19 protein-coding genes are annotated in these 21,416 nt (G+C 67.2%); 15 read left to right on the forward strand and 4 right to left on the reverse strand.

Annotation, left to right across the window (positions count from 1 at the left end):
• The first annotated feature begins 189 nt into the window (after positions 1 to 189).
• The 3 genes from MIC448_RS00005 (at position 190) to rplL (ending at position 2,456) form a co-directional block, all read left to right on the forward strand.
• On the forward strand, positions 190 to 1,215 hold the full coding sequence (locus tag MIC448_RS00005) for a hypothetical protein (RefSeq protein ID WP_243419801.1): 1,026 nt from the start codon (positions 190 to 192) through the stop codon (positions 1,213 to 1,215).
• Between the two features lie 284 nt (positions 1,216 to 1,499).
• Positions 1,500 to 2,015: a 50S ribosomal protein L10 gene (gene rplJ, locus MIC448_RS00010; RefSeq protein ID WP_100813334.1), complete on the forward strand. Its 516-nt coding sequence runs from the start codon at positions 1,500 to 1,502 to the stop codon at positions 2,013 to 2,015.
• A gap of 51 nt (positions 2,016 to 2,066) precedes the next feature.
• Entirely contained in the window at positions 2,067 to 2,456 is a 390-nt protein-coding gene (rplL, locus tag MIC448_RS00015; protein ID WP_100811881.1) for a 50S ribosomal protein L7/L12, read from the forward strand.
• 96 nt (positions 2,457 to 2,552) lie between these two features.
• Here the strand turns inward: rplL and MIC448_RS00020 are convergent, their stop codons facing one another.
• Positions 2,553 to 3,554: a LacI family DNA-binding transcriptional regulator gene (locus MIC448_RS00020; RefSeq protein WP_207875901.1), complete on the reverse strand. Its 1,002-nt coding sequence runs from the start codon at positions 3,552 to 3,554 to the stop codon at positions 2,553 to 2,555.
• A gap of 277 nt (positions 3,555 to 3,831) precedes the next feature.
• Between MIC448_RS00020 and MIC448_RS00025 the strand changes: the two genes are divergently transcribed.
• The 5 genes from MIC448_RS00025 to MIC448_RS00045 all read left to right on the forward strand — a co-directional run bounded on the left by MIC448_RS00025 (position 3,832) and on the right by MIC448_RS00045 (position 10,544).
• Complete coding sequence (locus MIC448_RS00025) at positions 3,832 to 5,157, forward strand: ABC transporter substrate-binding protein (RefSeq protein ID WP_370651753.1); 1,326 nt, start codon at positions 3,832 to 3,834, stop codon at positions 5,155 to 5,157.
• Positions 5,158 to 5,272: 115 nt separating this feature from the next.
• Positions 5,273 to 6,406, forward strand: a complete 1,134-nt coding sequence (locus MIC448_RS00030) for a carbohydrate ABC transporter permease (protein WP_100813335.1) — start codon at positions 5,273 to 5,275, stop codon at positions 6,404 to 6,406.
• Positions 6,406 to 7,377, forward strand: a complete 972-nt coding sequence (locus tag MIC448_RS00035) for a carbohydrate ABC transporter permease (RefSeq protein ID WP_100813336.1) — start codon at positions 6,406 to 6,408, stop codon at positions 7,375 to 7,377. Before MIC448_RS00030 ends, MIC448_RS00035 begins: the two co-directional genes overlap by 1 nt.
• Positions 7,378 to 7,468: 91 nt before the next feature.
• Complete coding sequence (locus MIC448_RS00040) at positions 7,469 to 9,976, forward strand: HAD-IC family P-type ATPase (RefSeq protein ID WP_207875904.1); 2,508 nt, start codon at positions 7,469 to 7,471, stop codon at positions 9,974 to 9,976.
• A gap of 115 nt (positions 9,977 to 10,091) precedes the next feature.
• Positions 10,092 to 10,544, forward strand: coding sequence for a PPC domain-containing DNA-binding protein (locus MIC448_RS00045; RefSeq protein ID WP_207875906.1), 453 nt, complete (start codon positions 10,092 to 10,094; stop codon positions 10,542 to 10,544).
• Positions 10,545 to 10,581: 37 nt separating this feature from the next.
• Here the strand turns inward: MIC448_RS00045 and MIC448_RS00050 are convergent, their stop codons facing one another.
• Together MIC448_RS00050 and MIC448_RS00055 are read right to left on the reverse strand one after the other, a co-directional pair.
• Positions 10,582 to 11,244, reverse strand: coding sequence for a DUF305 domain-containing protein (locus MIC448_RS00050; RefSeq protein ID WP_100813338.1), 663 nt, complete (start codon positions 11,242 to 11,244; stop codon positions 10,582 to 10,584).
• 3 nt (positions 11,245 to 11,247) lie between these two features.
• Positions 11,248 to 11,943 carry a DUF3105 domain-containing protein gene (locus MIC448_RS00055; protein WP_100813339.1) on the reverse strand — a complete coding sequence of 232 codons (696 nt, stop codon included), beginning with the start codon at positions 11,941 to 11,943 and terminating at the stop codon, positions 11,248 to 11,250.
• 258 nt (positions 11,944 to 12,201) lie between these two features.
• On the opposite strand from MIC448_RS00055, the gene MIC448_RS00060 reads away from it, so the two are divergent.
• From MIC448_RS00060 to MIC448_RS00090, 7 genes are all read left to right on the forward strand, one after another.
• Positions 12,202 to 13,431 carry a multidrug effflux MFS transporter gene (locus MIC448_RS00060; protein WP_100813388.1) on the forward strand — a complete coding sequence of 410 codons (1,230 nt, stop codon included), beginning with the start codon at positions 12,202 to 12,204 and terminating at the stop codon, positions 13,429 to 13,431.
• Between the two features lie 12 nt (positions 13,432 to 13,443).
• A complete protein-coding gene (locus tag MIC448_RS00065) occupies positions 13,444 to 14,133 on the forward strand; it encodes a phosphatase PAP2 family protein (protein WP_100813340.1) in 690 nt (229 codons plus the stop codon).
• Positions 14,130 to 15,977 carry a helicase HerA-like domain-containing protein gene (locus MIC448_RS00070; RefSeq protein ID WP_207875908.1) on the forward strand — a complete coding sequence of 616 codons (1,848 nt, stop codon included), beginning with the start codon at positions 14,130 to 14,132 and terminating at the stop codon, positions 15,975 to 15,977. Before MIC448_RS00065 ends, MIC448_RS00070 begins: the two co-directional genes overlap by 4 nt.
• Positions 15,978 to 16,038: 61 nt before the next feature.
• On the forward strand, positions 16,039 to 18,486 hold the full coding sequence (locus MIC448_RS00075; protein ID WP_207875910.1) for an FdhF/YdeP family oxidoreductase: 2,448 nt from the start codon (positions 16,039 to 16,041) through the stop codon (positions 18,484 to 18,486).
• Between the two features lie 9 nt (positions 18,487 to 18,495).
• A complete protein-coding gene (locus MIC448_RS00080) occupies positions 18,496 to 20,067 on the forward strand; it encodes an SDR family oxidoreductase (protein ID WP_207875913.1) in 1,572 nt (523 codons plus the stop codon).
• A 9-nt stretch (positions 20,068 to 20,076) separates the two neighbouring features.
• A complete protein-coding gene (locus MIC448_RS00085) occupies positions 20,077 to 20,577 on the forward strand; it encodes a molybdenum cofactor biosynthesis protein B (RefSeq protein ID WP_207875916.1) in 501 nt (166 codons plus the stop codon).
• On the forward strand, positions 20,574 to 21,020 hold the full coding sequence (locus MIC448_RS00090; RefSeq protein ID WP_207875918.1) for a molybdenum cofactor biosynthesis protein MoaE: 447 nt from the start codon (positions 20,574 to 20,576) through the stop codon (positions 21,018 to 21,020). Before MIC448_RS00085 ends, MIC448_RS00090 begins: the two co-directional genes overlap by 4 nt.
• Positions 21,021 to 21,125: 105 nt before the next feature.
• Here MIC448_RS00090 and MIC448_RS00095 read toward each other — a convergent pair.
• A partial coding sequence (locus MIC448_RS00095) for an HNH endonuclease signature motif containing protein (RefSeq protein WP_207875920.1) occupies positions 21,126 to 21,416 on the reverse strand: 291 nt, incomplete at its 5' end.

Raw genomic sequence — 21,416 nt, forward strand, 5'->3', positions numbered from 1 at the left:
GAAGTCCGGCGAGTCCGCCGGTTCGTGTCGACTCCGCCCGTTCTTGCCGGCGAATAAGGGGCGGGCTCGTGAATACCCGGCGGTCTCGATGGGGCATCCTGTTCCTCCACAGCGTGCGCGGGGGAGCCCCACAGCGCAAATCGAGGGCGGATGGGCGTGGCTGGGATACCACGGCGCGATCCTATGGCGATGCGCACCCTCGATATCCCTGCCGTTCGCCGCCTGCTTCTCACCCGGGAGCAACTGATGGTCGACGGATGGTCCGACCGTGGCATCGAACGCGAGGTCGCATCCGGGCATCTTCATCGCTTGCGAAGAGGGTGGTACGTCGCGGACATGGAGTGGCGCGAACTCTGGCCCGAGTCGCGACACCTCGCTCACGTCGTCGCGGTGAACGATGGCGCACGTATTCGCCCGGTGTTCGCGTTCACGTCGGCTGCCGCGGTGCACGGGCTTCCGTTGCATCGTGTGATCGTCGATCGAGTTCACACGCTGTACGCGAAGGTCGCTCGTCGAACGGCAGACAGCACTGTCCGGCATCAGGGGAGCGTCGACGATGCAGACGTTGTCGACGTCGGCGGCATCCTCTGTACGTCTCCGGAGCGGACCGTATACGACCTGATTCGCCTGGCGAGTGCGGAAGTGGCCCTCTCGTGCGCCGACGCGCAACTCGGTCGCATCGGTGGCGATCCCCGTGAGTACGACGCGACTGCCGCCGAAGCATGGTTGGCAGAGATGGCGGCGCGCATCGATGCCGCACGAGGTGTGCGCGGCATCCGACACGCGCGCATGCTGATCGAGGTGATCGACGGTCGCTCGCAGCTGCCTCTAGAAAGCATCACCAAGCTGCAGTTACGCCGCCTCGGATTTCGCGCCCCTCGGCTGCAGGTTCCGGTGCGGGCGCCGAAGGACGGATGGTTCTGGATGGATATCGAGCTCGATGAGGCCGGTGCCTTCTACGAGTGCGACGGTGAGACCAAGTACACGGACGAAGCGATGAGGTCTGGACGCACCCTCGAACAGGTACTTCTCGCGGAGAAGCAGCGCGAGGATTGGGTTCGTGGGACCACAGGCAAACGTGTCCTACGTGGCGGCAGCGCGCACGCGGCGTCACCGGAGGCACTGGCTGCGCGGCTCGCGAGCTTCGGGGTCGCGCTGCCGGATCGGCGAGACCGCCTGTTGTTGCCGAGACGTCCCCTTGCGTACGGGCAATAACGGGCTGCCTCGTTGGCAACCGGCGGACTCGCAAGATTTGGCGCGGATGCGGGGATGGCGTACCCTGGGGGTAACCACAGACCGCTGGTCATTGGCGTGCGCGCAAGCGCATGGCAATCGAAGCTCTGCACATGCAGGGGCCCGCGCAGGTGACACGAACGACACGGCCCGAGAGGGTCGTCCAGCTCCGTGCGCTTGCGCCGGAGCTTTTTTCATGTGCGGAACCGGTTTCTGTGGCCGGTGTCCCGCCATCGCGGGGCCCCTCGTACACACAAGGAGTGGCCATGGCGCAGAAGGACGCATCGGTTGCCGAACTCACGAAGAACTTCGAGAGCTCGACCGCCGTACTGCTGACCGAATACCGCGGGCTCACGGTTGCCGAGCTCAAGGAGCTTCGCAACAACATCCGTGAGCACGCCAGCTACGCCGTGGTGAAGAACACGCTGACCAAGATCGCGGCCAACAAGGCCGGGATCTCCTCGCTGGATGACGAGCTTCAGGGCCCGTCCGCCATCGCGTTCGTGCACGGCGACCCCGTCGCCGTTGCGAAGGGCCTGCGCGACTTCGCCAAGGCACACCCTCTTCTGGTCGTCAAGGGCGGTTACTTCGACGGTAACCCCCTGACTGCGGAAGAGGTCGGCAAGCTCGCCAACCTCGAAAGCCGTGAAGTCCTGCTGGCGAAGCTCGCCGGCGCGATGAAGGCCTCGCTGTTCGGAGCCGCCTATCTGTTCAACGCACCGCTGTCGAAGGCCGTTCGCACGGTCGACGCGCTGCGTGAGAAGCAGGAATCCGCAGCCTGACCCTCGGGTCAGGCGCGGCAAGCACGTAAAACCAACACAAGGAGAAACATCATGGCAAAGCTCACCACCGAGGAGCTGCTCGACGCGTTCAAGGAGCTCACGCTCATCGAGCTCAGCGAGTTCGTGAAGAAGTTCGAGGAGACCTTCGAGGTCACCGCCGCTGCTCCCGTCGCCGTGGCCGGCCCCGCCGCCGGTGGCGCGGGTGCCGCTGCTGAAGAGGTCGAAGAGAAGGATTCCTTCGACGTCGTCCTCGAGGCCGCTGGCGAGAAGAAGATCCAGGTCATCAAGGTCGTTCGCGAGCTGACCAGCCTGGGTCTCGGCGAGGCGAAGGCTGTCGTCGACGGTGCCCCGAAGGCTGTGCTCGAGGGCGCGACCAAGGAAGCCGCCGAGAAGGCGAAGGCTTCGCTCGAAGAGGCCGGCGCGACCGTCACCCTCAAGTAATTCGGAACGATCGACGGGCGTTCAACGCCCCGAAATCGTCTCCTGTCAGAAAGCCTCGGATGTCCGCATCCGGGGCTTTCTGCGTGCCCGGGTACGTCAGGTGCTTGACGGAGCCGTCGTCGACGCGCGCATCACCATACGGGCGGGAGCGGTCGTGCGCTCGGGGGGTTGGGTGCCGTCCATCATCGACATGAGCATCGCGACCGCATCTTCGCCCTGACGACAGGGGTCCTGCTCGACCGTGGTGAGGGCGAACATCTCCGCATAGTCGTGCCCATCGACGCCGATTGCGCTCAACTGCGAGGGGACGGCGATCCCCAGGCGCTGAGCGGCGATGATCGCCCCGATCGCGACCTCGTCACACGCCCCCACAATTGCCGTCGGGCGGGCGTCGGCATCAGCGAGGGCGGACGTCGCGGCGGAATAGCCCGCGGTGATGGTGAGGGCTGAGGGGTGCACCGTCACCGGGAGCCCCGCCTCACGCATGGCCTGGACGTAGCCCTCTTGTCGGTCGTCGACATCGCGGGCAGGCGGGTCGCCCTCCGGCGTCGCGCCGATGAAGGCGACCCTCGTGTGGCCGAGCGCCAGCAGGTGCTGCGTGATCATGCGACCGATGGCGACATTGTCGATGCCGAGGGTGACGATCCCCGCCAACGTGTTGCCGATGCAGACGGTGGGTTTGGCAAATCCGACCAGGCTCTCGAGATCGGAATCGTCGGGCTCGAGTGCAACGGCGATCACCCCATCGAATCGCTTGCGGGCCAGGAAATGCCGATACAGGCGATCCCGGTCGCGCGAGTCAGGCTCGGCCACGTAAAGCGTGAGGTCGTAACCCAGCCGCATGAGCGAGCGCTCTATTCCCTCGATGATCTCGCCGAAGTACCAGCGCCCGACCCGGGGTACGACGAGGGCGATCGTGTGAGTCCGCCCCGTGACCAGGCTCGCGGCGCTGCTCGACGCGACATATCCCAGGTCGCGCGCTGCCTGCTGAACCCGCTCGCGAGTCTCCGGTGCGACATAACCATGGCCGGTGAGCGCCCGGCTGGCCGTGGCCTTCGACACGCCGGCCCGGCTCGCCACATCGGCGATACCGCTCATCGCATCTCCCTTGATGTAGCCCGCGGAGGCGCGGATAGCCTCGGTGAAGGAATCGTTTCCATACGGCATGCGACGGCGAGCAGGGAGATCGAGACCCTCAGGGTGACCATATCACGGCGCAAATTGCTCAATTCTTGAGGGTTATCGAGTCGTGACTTTGTGTCGATTGTGGGCCGGTCTGGAGTCATCTACGGTGGTGATGGAATCGGTTCCAAGGCCCGTATGGACCGGACGATTCTTCGGCGCGACTACGCGCGCACTCGATGAGGAGGACCAGATGAAGACAATGCGACGGGGCAGGATCCTCGTCCTGGGATCCATGCTCGCGATCGGCGGCCTCACGCTCGCCGGCTGCACGGGCGGACCCGGGGAATCGAACGGCGGTGGCGACGGCGGCGACGACAACGTCGTCACGGTCTACGGCACCATCAGCAACACCGAGGCCGATCTGCTCAACGAATCGTGGGCGGAGTGGGAAGAAGAGAACGGCATCGACATCGAGTACGAAGCCTCTCAGGAGTTCGAGGCGCAGATCGCGGTTCGTGCCCAGGGTGGTAACCCGCCCGACCTCGCGATCTTCCCGCAGCCCGGGCTCCTGGCAGACATGGCGGACCGCGGATACCTCGTGCCCGCGCCCGAGAGCGTCCAGGAGAACGTCGCGGAGTACTGGTCCGAGGACTGGGCCGCGTACGGCACCGTGGACGGCACCCTTTACGGGGCGCCCCTCATGGCCAGCGTGAAGGGTTGGGTCTGGTACTCGCCCGCGACCTTCGCCGAGAACGGCTGGGAGGTCCCCACCACGTGGCAGGGACTTCTCGACCTGACGGCAGAGATCCAGTCGACGACCGGCGCCGCGCCCTGGTGCGTCGGGTTCGGTTCGGACGCGGCCACCGGATGGCCGGGCACCGACTGGATCGAGGACGTCGTGCTCCGTCAGTCGGGCACGGACGTCTACGACCAGTGGGTCACGAACGAGATCTCGTTCACCGACCCGCAGATCGCGTCGGCGTTCGACGAGGTCGGCAAGATCATCCTCAACCCGGACTATGTCAACGCCGGCTACGGCGACGTCCAGTCGATCGGCACGACACCGTTCGGCGACCCGGCCACGGCGCTTGTCGCGGGTGACTGCCTGCTCCACCACCAGGCTTCGTTCTACGACGGGTTCATCGTGGACGCCGGCGGCACAGTGGCCGAAGACGGCGACATCTGGGCGTTCCTGACGCCTCCCTTCGAGGAGGGTGCCGAGGGTTCGGTCGTGACCGGTGGCGGCGAGATCGTCGGCGCATTCAGCGACCGCGAGGCCGTGCAGCAGGTACAGGCGTACCTGTCCAGCCCCGAATGGGCCAACAGCCGCGTCGCGCTCGGTGGCGTGATCTCGGCGAACAACGGACTCGACCCGGAGAACGCGTCGAGCGAGATCCTGGTCGCCGCGATCGAGCTGCTGCAGGACCCCGAGACGACGTTCCGCTTCGACGCTTCGGACCTGATGCCCGGTGCTGTCGGTGTGGGAACGTTCTTCGCGGGAATGCGGGACTGGGTCGGCGGAACTCCGACACAGACCGTGCTCGAACAGATCGAAGCCGGCTGGCCGTCCAGCTGACCGGAAGGAATCCGGGGCCGCCCCTATTCAGGGGCGGCCCCACCTCCGTACTCTGAGGGCAGGCTGAGCGTTCGCGCCCCGCCCCGAGTTCAACGAAGCACTCGAAAGGATTCCCGTGGCCGCTTTCCTGCAGTGGTTGAGCACCCTCTCACCCTGGCTGGAGATTCCCATCATCATCGGCGCGTTCGTCGTGGTGATCGGTCTCCTGCTCTTCTTCATCGAAATAGCCCCTCGGAAGGGCCGCAAGTACACCATCATTCGCCTCGCGGCGTGCATCCTGATCCCGCTCATCGTGCTGTGGGTGCTGCAGTCCTACACCTGGGCGATCCTCGCCGCGGGTGTGCTCGGACTGCTCTTCTTCTGGCTCGACATGCGCGCGAAGTCCGGCGCGGGATACCTGTTCCAGCTCGTCGGGTTCCTGAGCCCCGCGCTCATCCTGCTCATCGTCGGACTCGTGGTCCCGTCGATCCAGACGATCGTGCAGGCATTCATGAACTCGCGCGGCACGGCGTTCGTCGGTCTCGACAATTTCGCGTGGATCTTCTCGACCGAAAACGGTATCCGCACCGTCCTGAACACGATCGTCTGGGTGCTTGTCGCCCCGATCGTCTCGACGATCGCGGGTCTCGCCTACGCCTACTTCATCGACAAGACCCGCGGCGAGAAGTACTACAAGATCCTCGTGTTCCTGCCGATGGCCATCTCGTTCGTCGGTGCATCGATCATCTGGCGCTTCATGTACACGGCGCGCCCCGACGATCAGAATCAGATCGGATTCCTCAACCAGATCATCGTGTGGTTCGGTGGGCAGCCGATCAACTTCCTCGCCGCCGAGCCGTGGAACACCCTGTTCCTCATCGTCGTGCTGATCTGGGTGCAGACGGGTTTCGCGATGGTCGTGCTCTCCGCCGCCATCAAGGGCGTTCCCGCCGAGCAGCTCGAGGCCGCGCAGTTGGACGGCACGAATGGATGGCAGAGCTTCATCAACGTCATCGTGCCGGCGATCCGCCCCTCGCTGATCGTCGTCCTGACGACGATCTCCATCGCGTCGCTGAAGGTCTTCGACATCGTCCGCACGATGACGGCGGGGGCCAACGGCACCTCCGTCATCGCAAATGAGATGTACACGCAGTTCCGCAGCTTCGAGACGGGCCGATCCGCCGCCTTCGCCGTGGTGCTGTTCCTCCTGGTGATGCCGATCATCATCTACAACGCAAGACAGCTCTCCAAGCAGAGGGAGGTGCGCTGATGAGCGCGGTACAACCGGTCGAATTGCCGCTGGACAAGGAGGCTCGCGAAGAGCTCTCGCGCGGTGAGCGCAAGGTCGAGCGAGAGATGCTCGGCCGCACCAAGAAGCGTTTGACGTCGCGCTGGGCGACCGTGGCCGCGCTCGTCATCGCGATCCTGTGGACGATCCCGACCTTCGGGTTGTTCATCACCTCGTTCCGTCCCCGGGAGTTGATCCAGACCACCGGGTGGTGGACGATCTTCGAGAACTGGGGCTTCACCCTCGACAACTACGGCACGGCGCTGCAGTCGGGCAACAGTCAGCTGAACATGGCGGGCGCGTTCGTGAACTCGATCGCGATCACCCTGCCGGCGACGGTCATCCCGATCGTGATCGCGTCTCTCGCCGCGTACGCGTTCGCGTGGATGAACTTCAAGGGCAGAAACCTGCTCTTCCTGTTCGTCTTCGCGCTGCAGATCGTGCCGATCCAGATGGCGCTGATCCCGCTTCTGCAGCTCTTCTCCCAGGGGTCGATCTTCGGAGTCCCGGTGATCCAGGCGATCGGGGCGTCCGGGTATTCGCAGGTATGGATCGCGCACACGATCTTCGCCCTTCCCCTGGCGATCTATCTGCTGCACAACTTCACGTCTGAGATCCCGGGCGACGTGATCGAGGCGGCACGCGTGGACGGGGCCGGGCACGGACAGATCTATTTCCGGATCGTTCTGCCGTTGACGGTGCCCGCTCTCGCATCCATCGCGATCTTCCAGTTCCTGTGGGTGTGGAACGACCTGCTCGTGGCCCTGATCTTCGCGGACGGCAATGTCGCGCCGATCACGAAGCTGCTGGCCGAGCTCACCGGTAACCGCGGTCAGGACTGGTACCTGCTCACTGCGGGCGCCTTCATCGCGATCGTCGTGCCGCTGATCGTGTTCCTCGCGCTGCAGAGGTTCTTCGTGCGCGGCCTGCTGGCGGGCTCGACGAAGGGCTGATTGTGCGGACGGGACGGGCGGCGCAACGGGGGGCCGCCCGTCCCGTCGTCATACCCGGGCACTCGAGGATGCCGCCGATATGGTGAGTGCCATGGATGCTCCGGATGCGCCGGCCACCGTTTCTGCAGTCGATCGCGCGGGGCGGACGGCAGCCGGCTTGAGCGCCGCGGATGTCGCGGAGCGGGTCGCCTCTGGGCGCACGAACGCATTCGATGCAGACACCAGTCGCACCTGGTGGAGCATCATCCGCGCGAACGTCTTCACCCTCTTCAACGCGATCGTGTTCGCGTGCTTCGCGGCGTTGCTCGCACTCGGCCGGTGGCAGGATGCGCTGTTCGGGCTCGCGGCGATCTTCAATGCCCTGATCGGTTGCTACCAGGAGATTCGAGCCAAGATCGCCCTCGACCGTCTCGCCCTGCTCAATGCCCCGCGTGCGCGGGTGCGGCGCGACGGGGTCGAGGCCGAGATAGCGCCCGCCGATGTCGTGCAGGACGACATCCTCGTCCTGCGGGCCGGCGATCAGGTGCCCGCGGACGCAGAAGTGCTGAGCGAGCACGGACTGCAGGTCGACGAGTCGATGCTGACCGGTGAATCGGACCCGATCGACAAGCATCCGGGCGGGCAGCTCTTCAGCGCCTCGATCGTGGTCTCGGGGCGCGCCGATGCCCGGGCGACGCAGGTGGGCGCGGACTCGTACGCGAACAGATTCGCGGGTGAGGCCAAGCGATTCTCGCTCGTCCAATCGGAGTTGCGGCGCGGCGTCAACAGGGTGCTCGCCTGGGTCGCGTGGGGCATCGGGCCGATTGCACTGCTCGTCACCAACGCCCAGGTGCAGGTTCAGGGCGGGTGGGACGAAGCCTTCGCGGATGGGTCCTGGCGCCAGGCGGCGGTGGATTCGATCGCCGTCATCACTGCCATGATCCCGCTGGGGCTCGTACTGCTGACCAGCATTGCGTTCGCGGTCGGAGCGGCGCGCCTCGCGGCCGAGAAGGTTCTGGTGCAAGAACTCCCCGCGGTGGAGGGCCTCGCCCGCGTCGACATCATCTGTCTCGACAAGACCGGAACGCTCACCTACGGCGACATCGCCTTCGATGCGGTGTACCCGTTCGATGATCGCGCGACGGGCTGGCGGGACGCCCTCGGCTGGTTCGGCCGCGCGCCCGATGCGAACGCGACCGCCCGGAGCCTCGCCGAAGGATTCCCCGCGGGCGCAGCCTTGGTCGCGGAGCGCGAAATCCCGTTCTCGTCCAAGCGCAAGTGGAGTGCGGTTTCGTTCGCGGGAACGGATGCCCGGGGCACGTGGGTGCTCGGCGCACCGAGCCTCGTGTTCCCCGACGCGGCGACACGTGCGGTGCCGTGGAGCGGACCGTGTGCCGAGAACGACGAGGCATCCCTCGCCGACGCGACGAACGAACTCGCCTCGACCGGTCGCCGGACGATCCTGCTCGCTTACTGCCCCGTGCCGCTCGACGACGGGAACGTGAAGGCGGAGACCTTGCCGGCGCACCTCGAACCGATCGCCGCCCTCACCCTGCAAGAGCACGTGCGAGAGGACGCCGCGCAGACCCTGCAGTACTTCGCCGAGCAGGGCGTCGACGTCAAGATCATCTCCGGGGACAGCCCGCAGACGGTCGCCGCGATCGCGCGCGACCTGGGACTTGACGTGCCGCACGGGTTCGATGCGCGTGAGCTGCCGGAGGACAGCGATGCGCTCGCGGACGTGCTGAGCCAGCACACGGTATTCGGCCGGGTCTCGCCCGAGCAGAAGAAGGGCATCGTCGTCGCGCTGCAGTCCCGAGGCCGTGTTGTGGCGATGACCGGTGACGGCGTGAACGACGCGCTGGCGATCAAACAGGCCGACATCGGCATCGCGATGAACTCCGGGTCCGCCGCCACGAAGGCTGTCGCGCGGCTCGTGCTGCTCGACGGGAAGTTCTCCCATCTGCCGGCGGTGGTGGCCGAGGGCCGGCGGGTGATCGCGAACATGGAACGCGTTTCGATGGTGTTCCTGACGAAAACCGCCTACGCCACCACGATCGCGATCCTGTTCGGCATCATGATCATGGAGATCCCGTTCCTGCCACGGCAGCTCTCGATCACGGATGGCCTGACGATCGGCATCCCCGCCTTCTTCCTGGCGCTGCTGCCGAACACGCAGCGCTACATCCCCGGATTCCTCAGGCGTTCGTTGAGTTTCGCCATCCCCGCGGGGCTCGTCGTCGGCCTCGCTCTCACGGTGTTCTCACGCATAGCCGGGCATCTGTGGGGTGTCGCCATCGAAGAGTTGCGTACCGGGTCGACAATCATCGTCGCCGTGCTGGGTATCTGGGTGCTGGCGCTGATCTCTCTGCCGCTGACCTGGATCAAGGCCGCCATCCTGGTCGCGATGGTCGGCGGGCTCGCGATCATCCTCAATGTGCCGATCGCGATCGACTTCTTCCAGCTCGTCTGGCCGCGCGAGGACGCCGTGATGCTGATCGCCGGGCTCTGCGCCGTGGGCATCGTGCTGATCGGCATCATCCGTGCCGTGCAGCAGACCTACATTCGCCGCCAGCTCACGAGCCTTCCCGAGCGTCGGTTGAACTCCGGAAACGACTGAGGGTGATCTATGTGGGCGACCGCTGAACTGCATATTCATGGCGCTGGGAAGCTTGACCTCGCGGTGTGGGCCGCGGAGGTCGACGCTCTTCTACTCGCCGGTTTGGACAGCTGACGTGCGCGAGACGGAGCTCGTGCTCGGGCGGCGCTGGATTCTGGTTCTCGAGCCCGGCGAGGAGGTCATCGCTGCCCTCGACGAGTGGTGTGCGCGAACGGGAGTCCGCGCGGGCACCGTCGACCTCTTCTTCGGCGCGTTCCGTTCGGTGACACTCATCGCGGGTCGGGACGACACCGTGGACCCGGAACTGCCGCTGCCTACGTCGGTCGAGGTTGCCTATCTCGAGGGCATCGGCTCGGGTTCGATCGCCCAGAAGGACGGTTCGGCACGGGTGCATCTCCACGTCGCGGCGGGCGTCAAGAGCGCGGGTGGTGCCGCCTATGCCGGCCATCTGCTGTCGGCCGAGGTGCACTACACGGTGGAGGTCGTCGTGCAAGAGGTGCTGTCTCCCGAACTCACCCTCCGTGCCGATCCCCGCGCGCACGGGATCGGATGCCTCTTCTTCGAGTGAGTAGAACTTTTTCGTCAAGCGCTCGTCGGTCTCAGGTTTAGGAGCATCCCAGGCGGAGCGCGGCGGCAGCCATCGAGTCGAGCTCGAACTGCTGCACGTCCTTCATCGACTGGGCGACTTGAAGCACCCGAGGCTCGGATCCGAGGCGCAGGACCGCATCGACCATGTCGATGGCACCCTCGTGGTGTCGCGTCATGAGCGTCAAGAATTGGCAGTCCGCGTCGACGCCCGAAGCGGCCTCGAACGCGTCGAGTTCTTCCTCGGTCGCCATGCCCATATCGCGCAGCAGCTCGGCCTCGGTCGCGGGCGCGGCGGACGAACCGTGGTCCAAGTGGCCGGGATCGTCGGCCATCCATGCCATCAGCGTTCCGCCGCGCTGAGGCAGACCCCACGAGACCAGCCACGAGTACATCTCGCCCGCTTGCGCCGACTGCGCCGTGGCGATGTCGTACGCGAGCGCCCGCAGGTCGGCATCGTCGGTCTCGCGGTAGAGCGTCATGGCCATGTCGACCGCCTGAGCGTGGTGCACCTGCATGTCACGCGCGAATCCAGCCTCTGCGGAGTCGGTCGTGGGAGCGGATGCCTCGGCCGCCACGCCGAACGTCGAGAAGCGGCCGATCGCGAACGCGAGCGCGGCGACGGCGACGGCCGCCAGGGTGATGAGCAGCCAGCGCGGGGGACCCGTCCGCTCCGCCGTCATCCGCTACTGCTTACCGGGGCCGTCGATCGCGCCCGTGCACGCCGCGTTCGGCTCGGGAGCGTTCTGGTTGCGCCAGTACTCCTCGAAGAACTCGCTGACCCGCTCGTCGCCGGCCGAGTCGAGCTTCAGCTGCGCGTTCCAGGCGCTCAGAACGATCGGGCTGTCGAGACCCTCGTAGGGCGAGAGGATGACGTAGCTCGAGGGCAGCTGGCTTTCGAGCGCCGCGAGCTCATCGCCCTGGACGAGCGCGGGGTCGTAGGTGACCCACACGGCGCCGTGCTCGAGGGAGTGCACCGCGTACTCGTTCTGCTGCGGCTCGGTGTAGATGCCGCAGTTGAGCCAGACCTGGTTGTGCGGGCCGCCGGCGGGCGGGGACTGCTCGTAATCGACGACGCCTTCGACGTGCGTGGTTTCGTTCGTGAACGTCTCGACACCCTCGATCTGAGCGCCCGTTCCCCCGGCCTCGAAGGTGGGTGCGGGCTCGGGTGCGAAGACGATGGATGCGACGACCACGCCGGCAATCGTGAGAGCGGCGACCCCGCCGACGATCCACCACATGAGACCGCGTCGGCGCCGCTTGGCGACCTGGCGCTGATACTCGGCGAGCTTCTCTTGCCGCCGCTTCTCACGCTGCTGCTTGATCGTGAGGTCGGCCTGGGCCTTGTTCGCGGGGTTACCGCTCGTGCTCTTCGGGGACATGCGGGGGCTCTCGGCTCGGGTTGCGTCGGGAGTCGCGCTCGCGCGCGGGTGTGCTGCAAGTGTATTCGCCCGCATCCGTGAGCGGGCTGGGCGTCGTCGCTGCAGCTGTAGGATAGGGTCACCGAATCGATTCGATGCCGCGACGTCGTTCTTCGGGTTCCGCGACCGCTCCGTCTCTTCCGAGGTTTCTTCGTGCCCGATCACTCCGCCACCGGCGCCATCCGTACCCTCGGGCCGAACCCCGCGACAGCGCCGATCATGCTGCACCCCGGCGATCGCATCTCGACCGGCCGTCGCATCGTCTACGTCATCCTGTTGGGGGCGTTGACGGCCCTCGGTCCGTTCACGATCGACCTCTATCTGCCCGCATTCCCGGTGCTCGAGGCCGACTTCGACACGACCGCCGCCGCGATCCAGCTGACCCTCACGGGCACGATGATCGGGTTCGGCGTCGGTCAACTCCTCGTCGGCCCGCTCAGCGACAAGGTCGGGCGACGCCTGCCCCTGATCGGCGTGACGGCGCTGCACGTGCTCGCGAGCGCGGCGGCCGCGATCGCCCCGACGCTGATGCTGCTCGGCGTCTCACGTGTCGTGATGGGTGCGGGTGCCGCGGCGGGCGGCGTCGTCGCGATGGCGATCGTCCGCGACCTCTTCGGCGGTCGACGTCTTGTCGTCATGCTCTCGCGCCTTGCGCTCGTCAGCGGTGCGGCACCCGTTATCGCGCCCCTCATCGGCTCGGCGCTCCTGCTGGTGATGTCGTGGCGCGGCCTCTTCGTCGTGCTCGCGATCTACGGTGCGGTCATGCTCGTGGCGGCGATTGCGCTGGTGCCCGAGACGCTGCCGCGCGCGCGGCGCCACGAGTTGGGGTCCACCACCGTGGGCCAGCGGTATCGCAGCGTCCTGACCGACCGCGTGTTCCTCGGCGTGCTGATCATCGGAGGCATGACGTTCAGCGGCCTGTTCTCGTACCTCTCCGCATCGTCCTTCCTCTTCCAGCAGTCGTTCGGGTTCGATGCGCAGCAGTACGGGCTCCTTTTCGCCGCGAACTCGCTGGGACTCGTGGCCGGCGTGCAGATCGCCTCGCGCCTCGCCGCCCGGTATGGACCGCAGTGGGTGCTGGCATGGTCCACGTCGACGCTGGTCGTCGCCGGCGTCGCGATCATCCTCGCCGATCAGATCGGCCTGGGCCTCTGGGGCATCCTCGTGCCCCTCTTCGTCTTCATGACGGCGTGCGGATTCACGTTCCCGTGTGTGCAGGTCCTGGCTCTCGACCGGCACGGCAAGGCCGCCGGTACCGCGGCATCCATCCTCGGGGCCGTCAACTTCGGAGTCGCCGGTTTTGTGTCGCCGCTTGTGGGCTGGATTGCCGGAGACACGGGTATCACGGCGACCACGATGGCCGTCGTGATGGTCGGATGCTCGGTGATCGGCGTACTCGGGTTGTGGCTGGTCGTGCGCCCACGCTCGGTGCAATCGCTCACTCCCTGACAGAATCGACGGATGCCGTCATCCGCCCCGTCGCCAACTGCACCGTCGTCATCCGCACCGTCCAGACGCACCACGACAACCCTGCTCATCACGGGTGTCGTGCTTCTCGCCCTGGCGGCCGGACTCGGCGCGTGGATCGCGGTCGGCCGGGGCAACGCCCCGTTCACGGTCGACGCCCTGTGGGCGAGTTGGCTGGCCGACGGTCGCACCCCTTTCCTTCTGTGGGTGTCGTTCGCGATGAACTGGCTGGGCGGCGGCTGGTTCGGCATCCTGGTCGTCCCGCTCGTGGTTGTCGGCCTGTTCGCGCTCCGCAGGCGATGGTGGGCGGCCGCGTATTTCCTTGCGGCGTCGGCGGCGTCGGCGCTCGTCGTGCAAATCCTGAAACGCTTGTTCGGGCGCGCGCGTCCCGAAGAGATCATCGTGTTCTCGGACTTCGGATCGTTCCCCTCGGGGCATGTCGCGAACGCGGCGACGATCGCCGTGGCGTTTGCCGTGATCTTCCCGCGCCTGTGGGTCATCCTCACGGGAGTTGCGTGGGTCCTGCTGATGGCCTTCTCGCGCACCTACCTGGGCGCGCACTGGCTGAGCGACACGCTCGGTGGAGCGCTCGCCGGTGCGGGTGCCGCGCTCATCCTGGCGGCCGTATTCGCGCGAGTCATCCCTCTCACCGGACGGGAGCGCGTCGGTAAGCTCACCCCATGAGTGAGCCCTCGCCGGACGTTTCCCCCGTCGAACTCGCGAGACTCCGCGCCGAGGCCGAGTTGGCAGAGGCGCAGCTTGCGGCGGCACAGGCACGGGCGGCGCTCGCTAACGCCGAGGCAACGGCCGCTCGGCTGGGCGTGACGACGACGGGGACGGGATCGACTGCGGTGCCCGCGACGACCGCCGCGCCCGCTGCGCCCGCTGCGAGCGCCGGGCCGCTGAGCGCCGAACAGGTCGAAACCATCACGCGGGGATACTCCTTCGCCGAGGCTGCGCTCGATCTCGGCGCACTCGTCAACGGTGAGGCGGTACCGGGCGCGCAGGTGCGCATCCCCCTCGCGATGACAAACCGGCATGGCCTCGTAGCCGGGGCGACGGGCACGGGCAAGACACGCACGCTGCAGGGCCTCGCCGAGCAGCTGGCCGCGCATGGTGTGCCGGTCTTCGCGGCGGACATCAAGGGCGACCTGAGCGGGGTCGCCGTGGCGGGCGAGTCGAGCGAGAAGCTCTTGGCTCGCACGGCGGCGATCGGCCAGGAATGGCGGCCCGAGGCATCCGTCGCCGAGTTCTTCGCACTGGGCGGCGTCGGTTCGGGCGTGCCCGTGCGGGCAACGGTCTCGGGATTCGGCCCCCTCCTCCTGTCGAAGGTGCTCGGCCTCAACCAGACGCAGGAGTCGAGCCTCGGCCTGGTGTTCCACTACGCCGACCGGAACGGCCTGGCCCTGGTCGACCTGGCCGACCTGCGCTCGGTGCTCAGCTATCTGACGAGCGACGAGGGCAAGGTCGAGCTCGAGGGGCTGGGCGGTCTGTCCAAGGCCACGGCCGGTGTCATCCTGCGCGAGCTGATCACGTTCGCGGATGGCGGGGCCGACGTCTTCTTCGGTGAGCCCGAGTTCGATGTGACGGACTTCCTGCGAACGGCGCCCGACGGGCGCGGGGTGATCAGCCTGCTCGAGGTTCCGGGCGTGATCGAGCGCCCCGCGCTCTTCTCGACGTTCCTGATGTATCTGCTCGCGGAGCTGTTCGAGCTGCTGCCCGAGGTGGGCGATCTCGACAAGCCCAAGCTCGTCTTCTTCTTCGACGAGGCTCACTTGCTCTTCCGTGACGCGTCGAAGGACTTCTTGGCCGCGATCACCCAGACGGTGCGCCTCATCCGGTCGAAGGGGGTGGGGGTGTTCTTCGTCACCCAGACCCCGAAGGACGTGCCGAGCGACGTGCTCGCGCAGCTCGGCTCGCGGGTGCAGCACGCGCTGCGTGCCTTCACTCCGGACGATGCCAAGGCGCTGCGCGCCACGGTCGGCACGTATCCCACCTCGGGCTACGACCTCGAGCGCGTGCTGCAAGAGCTCGGCACCGGCGAGGCGATCGTGACCGTCATGAACGAGAAGGGTGCCCCGTCGCCGGTCGCCTGGACGCGGTTGCGCGCGCCACTGGGGTTGATGTCGCCCGCCCCTGGAGCCGTGATCGAGTCGACCATCGCGGCATCGGCGCTCCTGCCCCGATACCGGGATGCGATCGACCGCGAGTCCGCTCGCGAAATCCTGGCGACCCGGATGAACGCGGCGCACGCCGCACAGATGGCAGAAGACGCCGCCGAAGCCCAGGCGAAGATCGACGCCGAACTCGCCAAGCAGCGGGCCGCGATCGAGCGAGCGGATGCCGCGGCAACGAAGAAGGCGCGTGCGGAGGAGGAGCGACTGCTGAAGAGCATGCGGACGACTCCTTCGCGATCCTCGACCTCGCGATCGCAGAAGTCGACCATCGAGCAGGTGCTCGGATCGAAGGCGACGCAGACCATCCTGGGCGGAGTCATCCGGGGGATCTTTGGAACCGGTCGGCGTTAGTTCCCGACGCTAATACCTATCGACAGAGGTACACCGCCCTGAGTCGGCGTACGATGGCGCTATGGCGACGAAGCCCCCCGCATCAGATATCGACGAGTCCCGCGTGCATGTCACCCGCCCCAAGAAGGTCGCGGTCGGCATCCCGGCGGTGCTGCACGCCCTCCAGATCTCGGTCGATCAGATGGGTGTCGCGCGTACGGCGCAGACGCTTCTGAAGGTCAACCAGAAGGACGGTTTCGACTGTCCCGGATGCGCGTGGCCCGAAGAGGACAAGCGGCACATTGCGGAGTTCTGCGAGAACGGAGCGAAGGCCGTCGCCGAAGAGGCGACGATCCGCCGTGTTCCGCCGGCCTTCTTCGCCGAGCACTCGATCGCCGACCTGTACGGGCACGACGACTACTGGCTCGGGCAGCAGGGGCGGCTGACGCATCCGATGATCCTCGACGACGGCGCCACGCACTACCGACCGATCTCGTGGGACGACGCGCTCCGCACCATCGCCGATGAGCTCTCGAGCCTGGACGATCCCGACCAGGCCGTTTTCTACACCTCGGGGCGCACGTCGAACGAGGCGGCGTTCCTCTACCAGTTGCTCGTGCGCGGGCTGGGTACGAACAACCTGCCGGACTGCTCGAACATGTGCCACGAGTCGAGTGGCTCGGCGCTCACGCAGACGCTCGGAATCGGCAAGGGCACGGTGTCGATCACCGACATGCACGAGGCGGACCTGCTGATCGTGGCCGGGCAGAACCCGGGCACCAACCACCCGCGCATGCTGAGCGCGCTCGAGAAGGCCAAGGAGCGCGGCGCGAAGATCATCGCCGTCAACCCGTTGCCCGAGGCCGGGCTGATGCGTTTCGAGAATCCGCAGACGCCGAAGGGCATGGTTCTCGGCGGGACGAAGCTCGCCGATCAGTTCGTGCAGATCCGCCTGGGCGGCGACCAGGCGCTGTTCCAGGCCATCGCCAAGCACCTCATCGAGGCGGACGACGCATCCGATGAGGCCGAGGGCGTCATCGACCGAGCGTTCATCGCGGCGCACACGAGCGGCTTCGCCGAGTTCGACGCCTTCATCCGCCAGGTGCCGTGGAGCGAGCTGGTCACGGCGACCGGCGTCTCCGAAAAGGAACTCCGCGAAGTGGGCGAGAGCGTTCGCCTGTCGAAGGCGACGATCGTCTGCTGGGCGATGGGCCTGACCCAGCACAAGCACTCGGTCGCGACGCTGCGAGATGTCGTCAACGTTCTGCTGCTGCAAGGCAACATCGGGCGCCCCGGCGCCGGGGTCTGCCCCGTGCGCGGCCACTCGAACGTCCAGGGCGACCGCACGATGGGCATCTACGAGAAGCCGTCCACAGCGTTCCTCGACGCCCTCGACGCCGAGTTCGGCTTCAGTGCCCCCCGCGAGCACGGCTACGACACGGTCGAGGCGATCCGGGCCATGCGCGACGGCAAGGTTCGCGTGTTCATGGGCATGGGCGGCAACTTCGTCAGCGCGACGCCCGACACCGCAGTCACCGAGGCGGCTCTCCGCCGCACCGAGCTGACCGTGCAGGTCTCGACCAAGCTCAACCGCTCGCACCTCGTGACGGGGCGCCGGGCGATCATTCTGCCGACGCTCGGACGCACGGACCGCGACGTCCGCGGCGGAGTCGAGCAGCGCGTCACGGTCGAGGATTCGATGGGTGCCGTCCACGGCTCGCGAGGGCGGCTCGTGCCCCCCGCCGAGGACATGCTGAGCGAGGTGGCGATTCTCACGCGACTTTCGGGTCTGCTGTTTCCCCCGGATCCGTTGGCGGACCCATCCGGCCAGCCGCCGGTGCACAACGGGAACCATGATCGCGGCTATCCGGAGCGCTCGCCGCAGGAGGAGCGCGAACCGAAGACCGACCCGCCCGAGGCCGGAACCCCCGCGAACTACCCGCGCGCCGACTGGGCCGCTCTCGAGCGCGACTACTCGCAGATCCGGCTGCACATCGAGCACGTGATCCCCGGGTTCGAGGAATACGACCGTCGCATCGCCAAGGGCCGTACGTTCTACCTGCCCAACGGTCCCCGTGATGAGCTGTCGTTCGCGACCGAGACCGGCAAGGCCATGTTCACGGTCAACGACCTCGAGTACCCGATCATCCCCGAAGGGCGACTGCTGCTGCAGACGCTCCGCTCGCACGATCAGTACAACACCACGATCTACGGCAAGGACGACCGGTACCGCGGCATCCACGGCGGGCGCCGCGTGGTCATGGTCAACGCCGACGACATCGCCGCGCTCGGCTTCGCTGAAGACGAGATCGTCGACCTCGTTTCGGAGTGGCGTCGGCCGGACGGGACGCTCGAGGAGCGCCGGGCCGAGGAGTTCCGCATCGTCGCGTACAGCACCCCGCGCGCCAACGCGGCGGCGTACTATCCGGAGACAAACGTGCTCGTGCCCCTGGATTCGACGGCGGATGTCTCGGGCACTCCGACATCCAAGTCCGTCATCATCCGCCTCGAGCACCGGGACGTTGCATAAAGTAAAGAGGTGAGCGACCTCGCAACACCCACCGGCCGTGAAGATGCACTGCAGGCGTCACCGCGCCCGGATGGCGAGGCGCCGCGCGCTCTCGTGATCGGCTCGACGGGGTACATCGGGGCGCGCCTCGTGCCGCGCCTGATCTCGGCGGGCTATCGCGTCCGCGTTCTGGCGCGCCAGGCATCCCGCGTCGCCGCGTACGAGTGGGGCTCCGACGTCGAAGTCGTCGTGGGTGACGCCGCGGACCCCGAGGCCGTGACTCGGGCCGTCGAGGACGTCGACGTGCTCTACTACCTCGTCCATTCGATGGCGGCTGGCAAGAATTTCGCCGACGTCGACCTCGCCGCCGCGCGTGCTGTGGCGTCGTCATCGGCCGAGGCGGGCGTGCGACGCATCGTTTATCTCGGAGGCCTGCATCCCCAGGACGTCGAGCTCTCGCGCCACCTGCGTTCGCGGGTGGAGGTCGGCGAGGCGCTGCTCGACAGCGGCGTGCCGACGCTCGTGCTGCAGGCCGGCGTCGTCATCGGATCGGGCTCCGCGTCGTTCGAGATGGTGCGCCACCTGACCGAGGTGCTGCCGTACATGCCGGCGCCGAAATGGGTGCGCAATCACATTCAGCCCATCGCCGTGCGGGACGTCCTGCACTATCTGCTGGGTGCCGCTCGGGTCGATCCCGAGGTTTCGCGGACCGTCGACATCGGCGGACCTAACGTCCTGCGATACGGGCAGATGATGAACGGCTACGCGGTCGAGGCGGGCCTACCGCAGCGTCCCATCGCACCTCTGCCGGTGCTGACGCCTCGCCTAGCTTCGCACTGGGTCGGCGTTGTCACCCCCATCCCGGCAGCGCTCGCACGTCCCCTCGTCGAGTCGCTGCAGAATGACTGCGTCATGGCGAATCACGACGTGGACGACCTGATCCCGCAGCCCGAGGGTGGGCTCACGCCGTATCGTCGCGCGGTCGCCCTGGCTCTCGGTCGTGAACGCGAGGGTGTCATCGAGACCAGTTGGCTGGATGCGGCGGTCCACAACGCACCGAGCGATCCCTTGCCCGCCGACCCGGACTGGTCGGGGCGCACGGTGTTCACCGACGCGCGCGTCGCCCAGACGTCGGCCTCGGTCGAGTCGCTCTGGCGCGTCATCGAGGGCATCGGAGGCACGCGCGGTTGGTACTCGTGGCCGCTCGCTTGGGCGGTGCGCGGATGGATGGACCGCTTCGTCGGCGGAGTGGGACTCCGGCGTGGTCGCCGCAACCCCGACCGCCTCGCCGTCGGCGATGCCCTGGACTTCTGGCGCGTCGAGTCTCTCGAGCGCGGGGGCCGGGATGAGCCATCCGTCCTGCGCCTGCGCGCCGAGATGAAGGTGCCCGGCCTTGCGTGGCTCGAGATGAAGGCCGTCCCCGAGGGTGCGGGATCGCGCTACGAGCAGCGTGCGGTGTTCTTCCCCCGCGGGCTCTCGGGCCGCTTGTACTGGATCGCGGTGCTGCCGTTCCACGGGTTCATCTTCGCCGGGATGGCGGCCCGGATCGTGGCGGCCGCCGAGCAGGCGACGGCCGGCGCCGCCCCCGCGAACGCCGAATAGGCTGGGCGGGTGAACGCCAACCCGTATCGTGCCGTCGTGATCACGGTCTCAGACCGTTCGGCTGCGGGCTTGCGCGAGGACCGGAGCGGCCCCGCGGCCGTCGCGGGTCTGCGGGTGGGCGGTTTCGACTGTGCCGATCCCGTCATCGTGCCGGATGGCGCCGACAGCGTCGAGTCGGCGTTGCGCGCTGCACTCGCCGAGGGCGCGCGGCTGATCGTCACCACCGGGGGCACGGGTGTCAGCCCGCGCGACGTAACGCCGGAGGGAACCGCTCGCGTCATCACGCGGGAGATCCCCGGCATCGCGGAGGAACTTCGTCGCATCGGCGCATCCGAGAAACCCGGCGGCATGCTGTCGCGCGGGTTGGCCGGGGTCGTCGACGCTGACGGTGGCGGGGCGCTTGTGGTGAATCTGCCCGGCTCCACCGCGGCCGTCGGCTCGGGCATCCCCGTCATCCTGTCGGTCGCGCGCCATGTCATCGACCAACTTGCCGGAGGGGATCACACGTGACCGACACGCACAGTGCGGACGGTGTGCGCCTCGCGCGCATCAGCACCGAACCGATTGAGCTCGATACCCATCTCACGGCCGTCGAGGATGCGTCGGCCGGTGCGGTGACGACCTTTGTCGGCCGCGTTCGCGATCACGATCCGGATGCCTCGGGTGCCGTCGTCGCGCTGGAGTACACCGCTCACCCCGACGCCGAGATGACCCTGCACCGGATCGCGTCCGAGGCGATCGGATCGTCCGAGGCGATCGTCGCCGTCAGCCACCGCATCGGGAGGCTCGGTGTGGGCGACGCCGCCGTCATCATTGCCGTCGCCTCGCCCCACCGGGCGGAGGCCTACGAGGTCAGCCGCACGGTGATCGAGGCCATCAAGTCCGACTTGCCGGTCTGGAAGCGTCAGGTCGAGGCCGACGGCACAACCGCATGGAAGGGCCTCGGCGGCTGAGTCGCTCGTCGTGCTGCGTGTCACTTCGACAGGCTCAGTGACCGAGGGCAGGGTGGGGCGGGTCACTTCGACAGGCTCAGTGACCGGAGGGCGCAGCGGCGTGCTTCAGAACGGGGGTGGATCCGTGTTGGGGACGAAGTGGATCGCTGGAGGCGGCTTGTCGATGTAGACGTGTCCGCCGGGTGAGGTCCACTCCAGAACGCCGCCGCCGAGCTGGCGGACCGACCAGGCGGTTTCGCCCTTCAGTGTGTGGTGACGCTTGCAGAGGCAGGCGAGGTTGCAGGTGCTGGTTTCGCCGCCCAGGGCGTAGTCGAGGGTGTGGTCGCGGTCGCACCGGTGGGCGGGTTGCCGGCATCCGGGGAACCTGCAGTGCTGATCCCTCGCCCGCAGGAACCG

The sequence above is a fragment of the Microbacterium sp. C448 genome, assembly GCF_000582705.2.
Classification (GTDB): domain Bacteria; phylum Actinomycetota; class Actinomycetes; order Actinomycetales; family Microbacteriaceae; genus Microbacterium; species Microbacterium lacus_A.

Excerpts from the sequence above, each read along its gene's own strand:
- MIC448_RS00005 (WP_243419801.1), top strand. The coding sequence starts at position 190 with ATGCGCACCCTCGATATCCCTGCCGTTCGCCGCCTGCTTCTCACCCGG.
- rplJ (WP_100813334.1), top strand. The coding sequence starts at position 1,500 with ATGGCGCAGAAGGACGCATCGGTTGCCGAACTCACGAAGAACTTCGAG.
- rplL (WP_100811881.1), top strand. The coding sequence starts at position 2,067 with ATGGCAAAGCTCACCACCGAGGAGCTGCTCGACGCGTTCAAGGAGCTC.
- MIC448_RS00020 (WP_207875901.1), bottom strand. The coding sequence starts at position 3,554 with ATGAGCGGTATCGCCGATGTGGCGAGCCGGGCCGGCGTGTCGAAGGCC.
- MIC448_RS00025 (WP_370651753.1), top strand. The coding sequence starts at position 3,832 with ATGAAGACAATGCGACGGGGCAGGATCCTCGTCCTGGGATCCATGCTC.
- MIC448_RS00035 (WP_100813336.1), top strand. The coding sequence starts at position 6,406 with ATGAGCGCGGTACAACCGGTCGAATTGCCGCTGGACAAGGAGGCTCGC.
- MIC448_RS00040 (WP_207875904.1), top strand. The coding sequence starts at position 7,469 with ATGGATGCTCCGGATGCGCCGGCCACCGTTTCTGCAGTCGATCGCGCG.
- MIC448_RS00050 (WP_100813338.1), bottom strand. The coding sequence starts at position 11,244 with ATGACGGCGGAGCGGACGGGTCCCCCGCGCTGGCTGCTCATCACCCTG.
- MIC448_RS00055 (WP_100813339.1), bottom strand. The coding sequence starts at position 11,943 with ATGTCCCCGAAGAGCACGAGCGGTAACCCCGCGAACAAGGCCCAGGCC.
- MIC448_RS00060 (WP_100813388.1), top strand. The coding sequence starts at position 12,202 with ATGCTGCACCCCGGCGATCGCATCTCGACCGGCCGTCGCATCGTCTAC.
- MIC448_RS00065 (WP_100813340.1), top strand. The coding sequence starts at position 13,444 with ATGCCGTCATCCGCCCCGTCGCCAACTGCACCGTCGTCATCCGCACCG.
- MIC448_RS00070 (WP_207875908.1), top strand. The coding sequence starts at position 14,130 with ATGAGTGAGCCCTCGCCGGACGTTTCCCCCGTCGAACTCGCGAGACTC.
- MIC448_RS00075 (WP_207875910.1), top strand. The coding sequence starts at position 16,039 with ATGGCGACGAAGCCCCCCGCATCAGATATCGACGAGTCCCGCGTGCAT.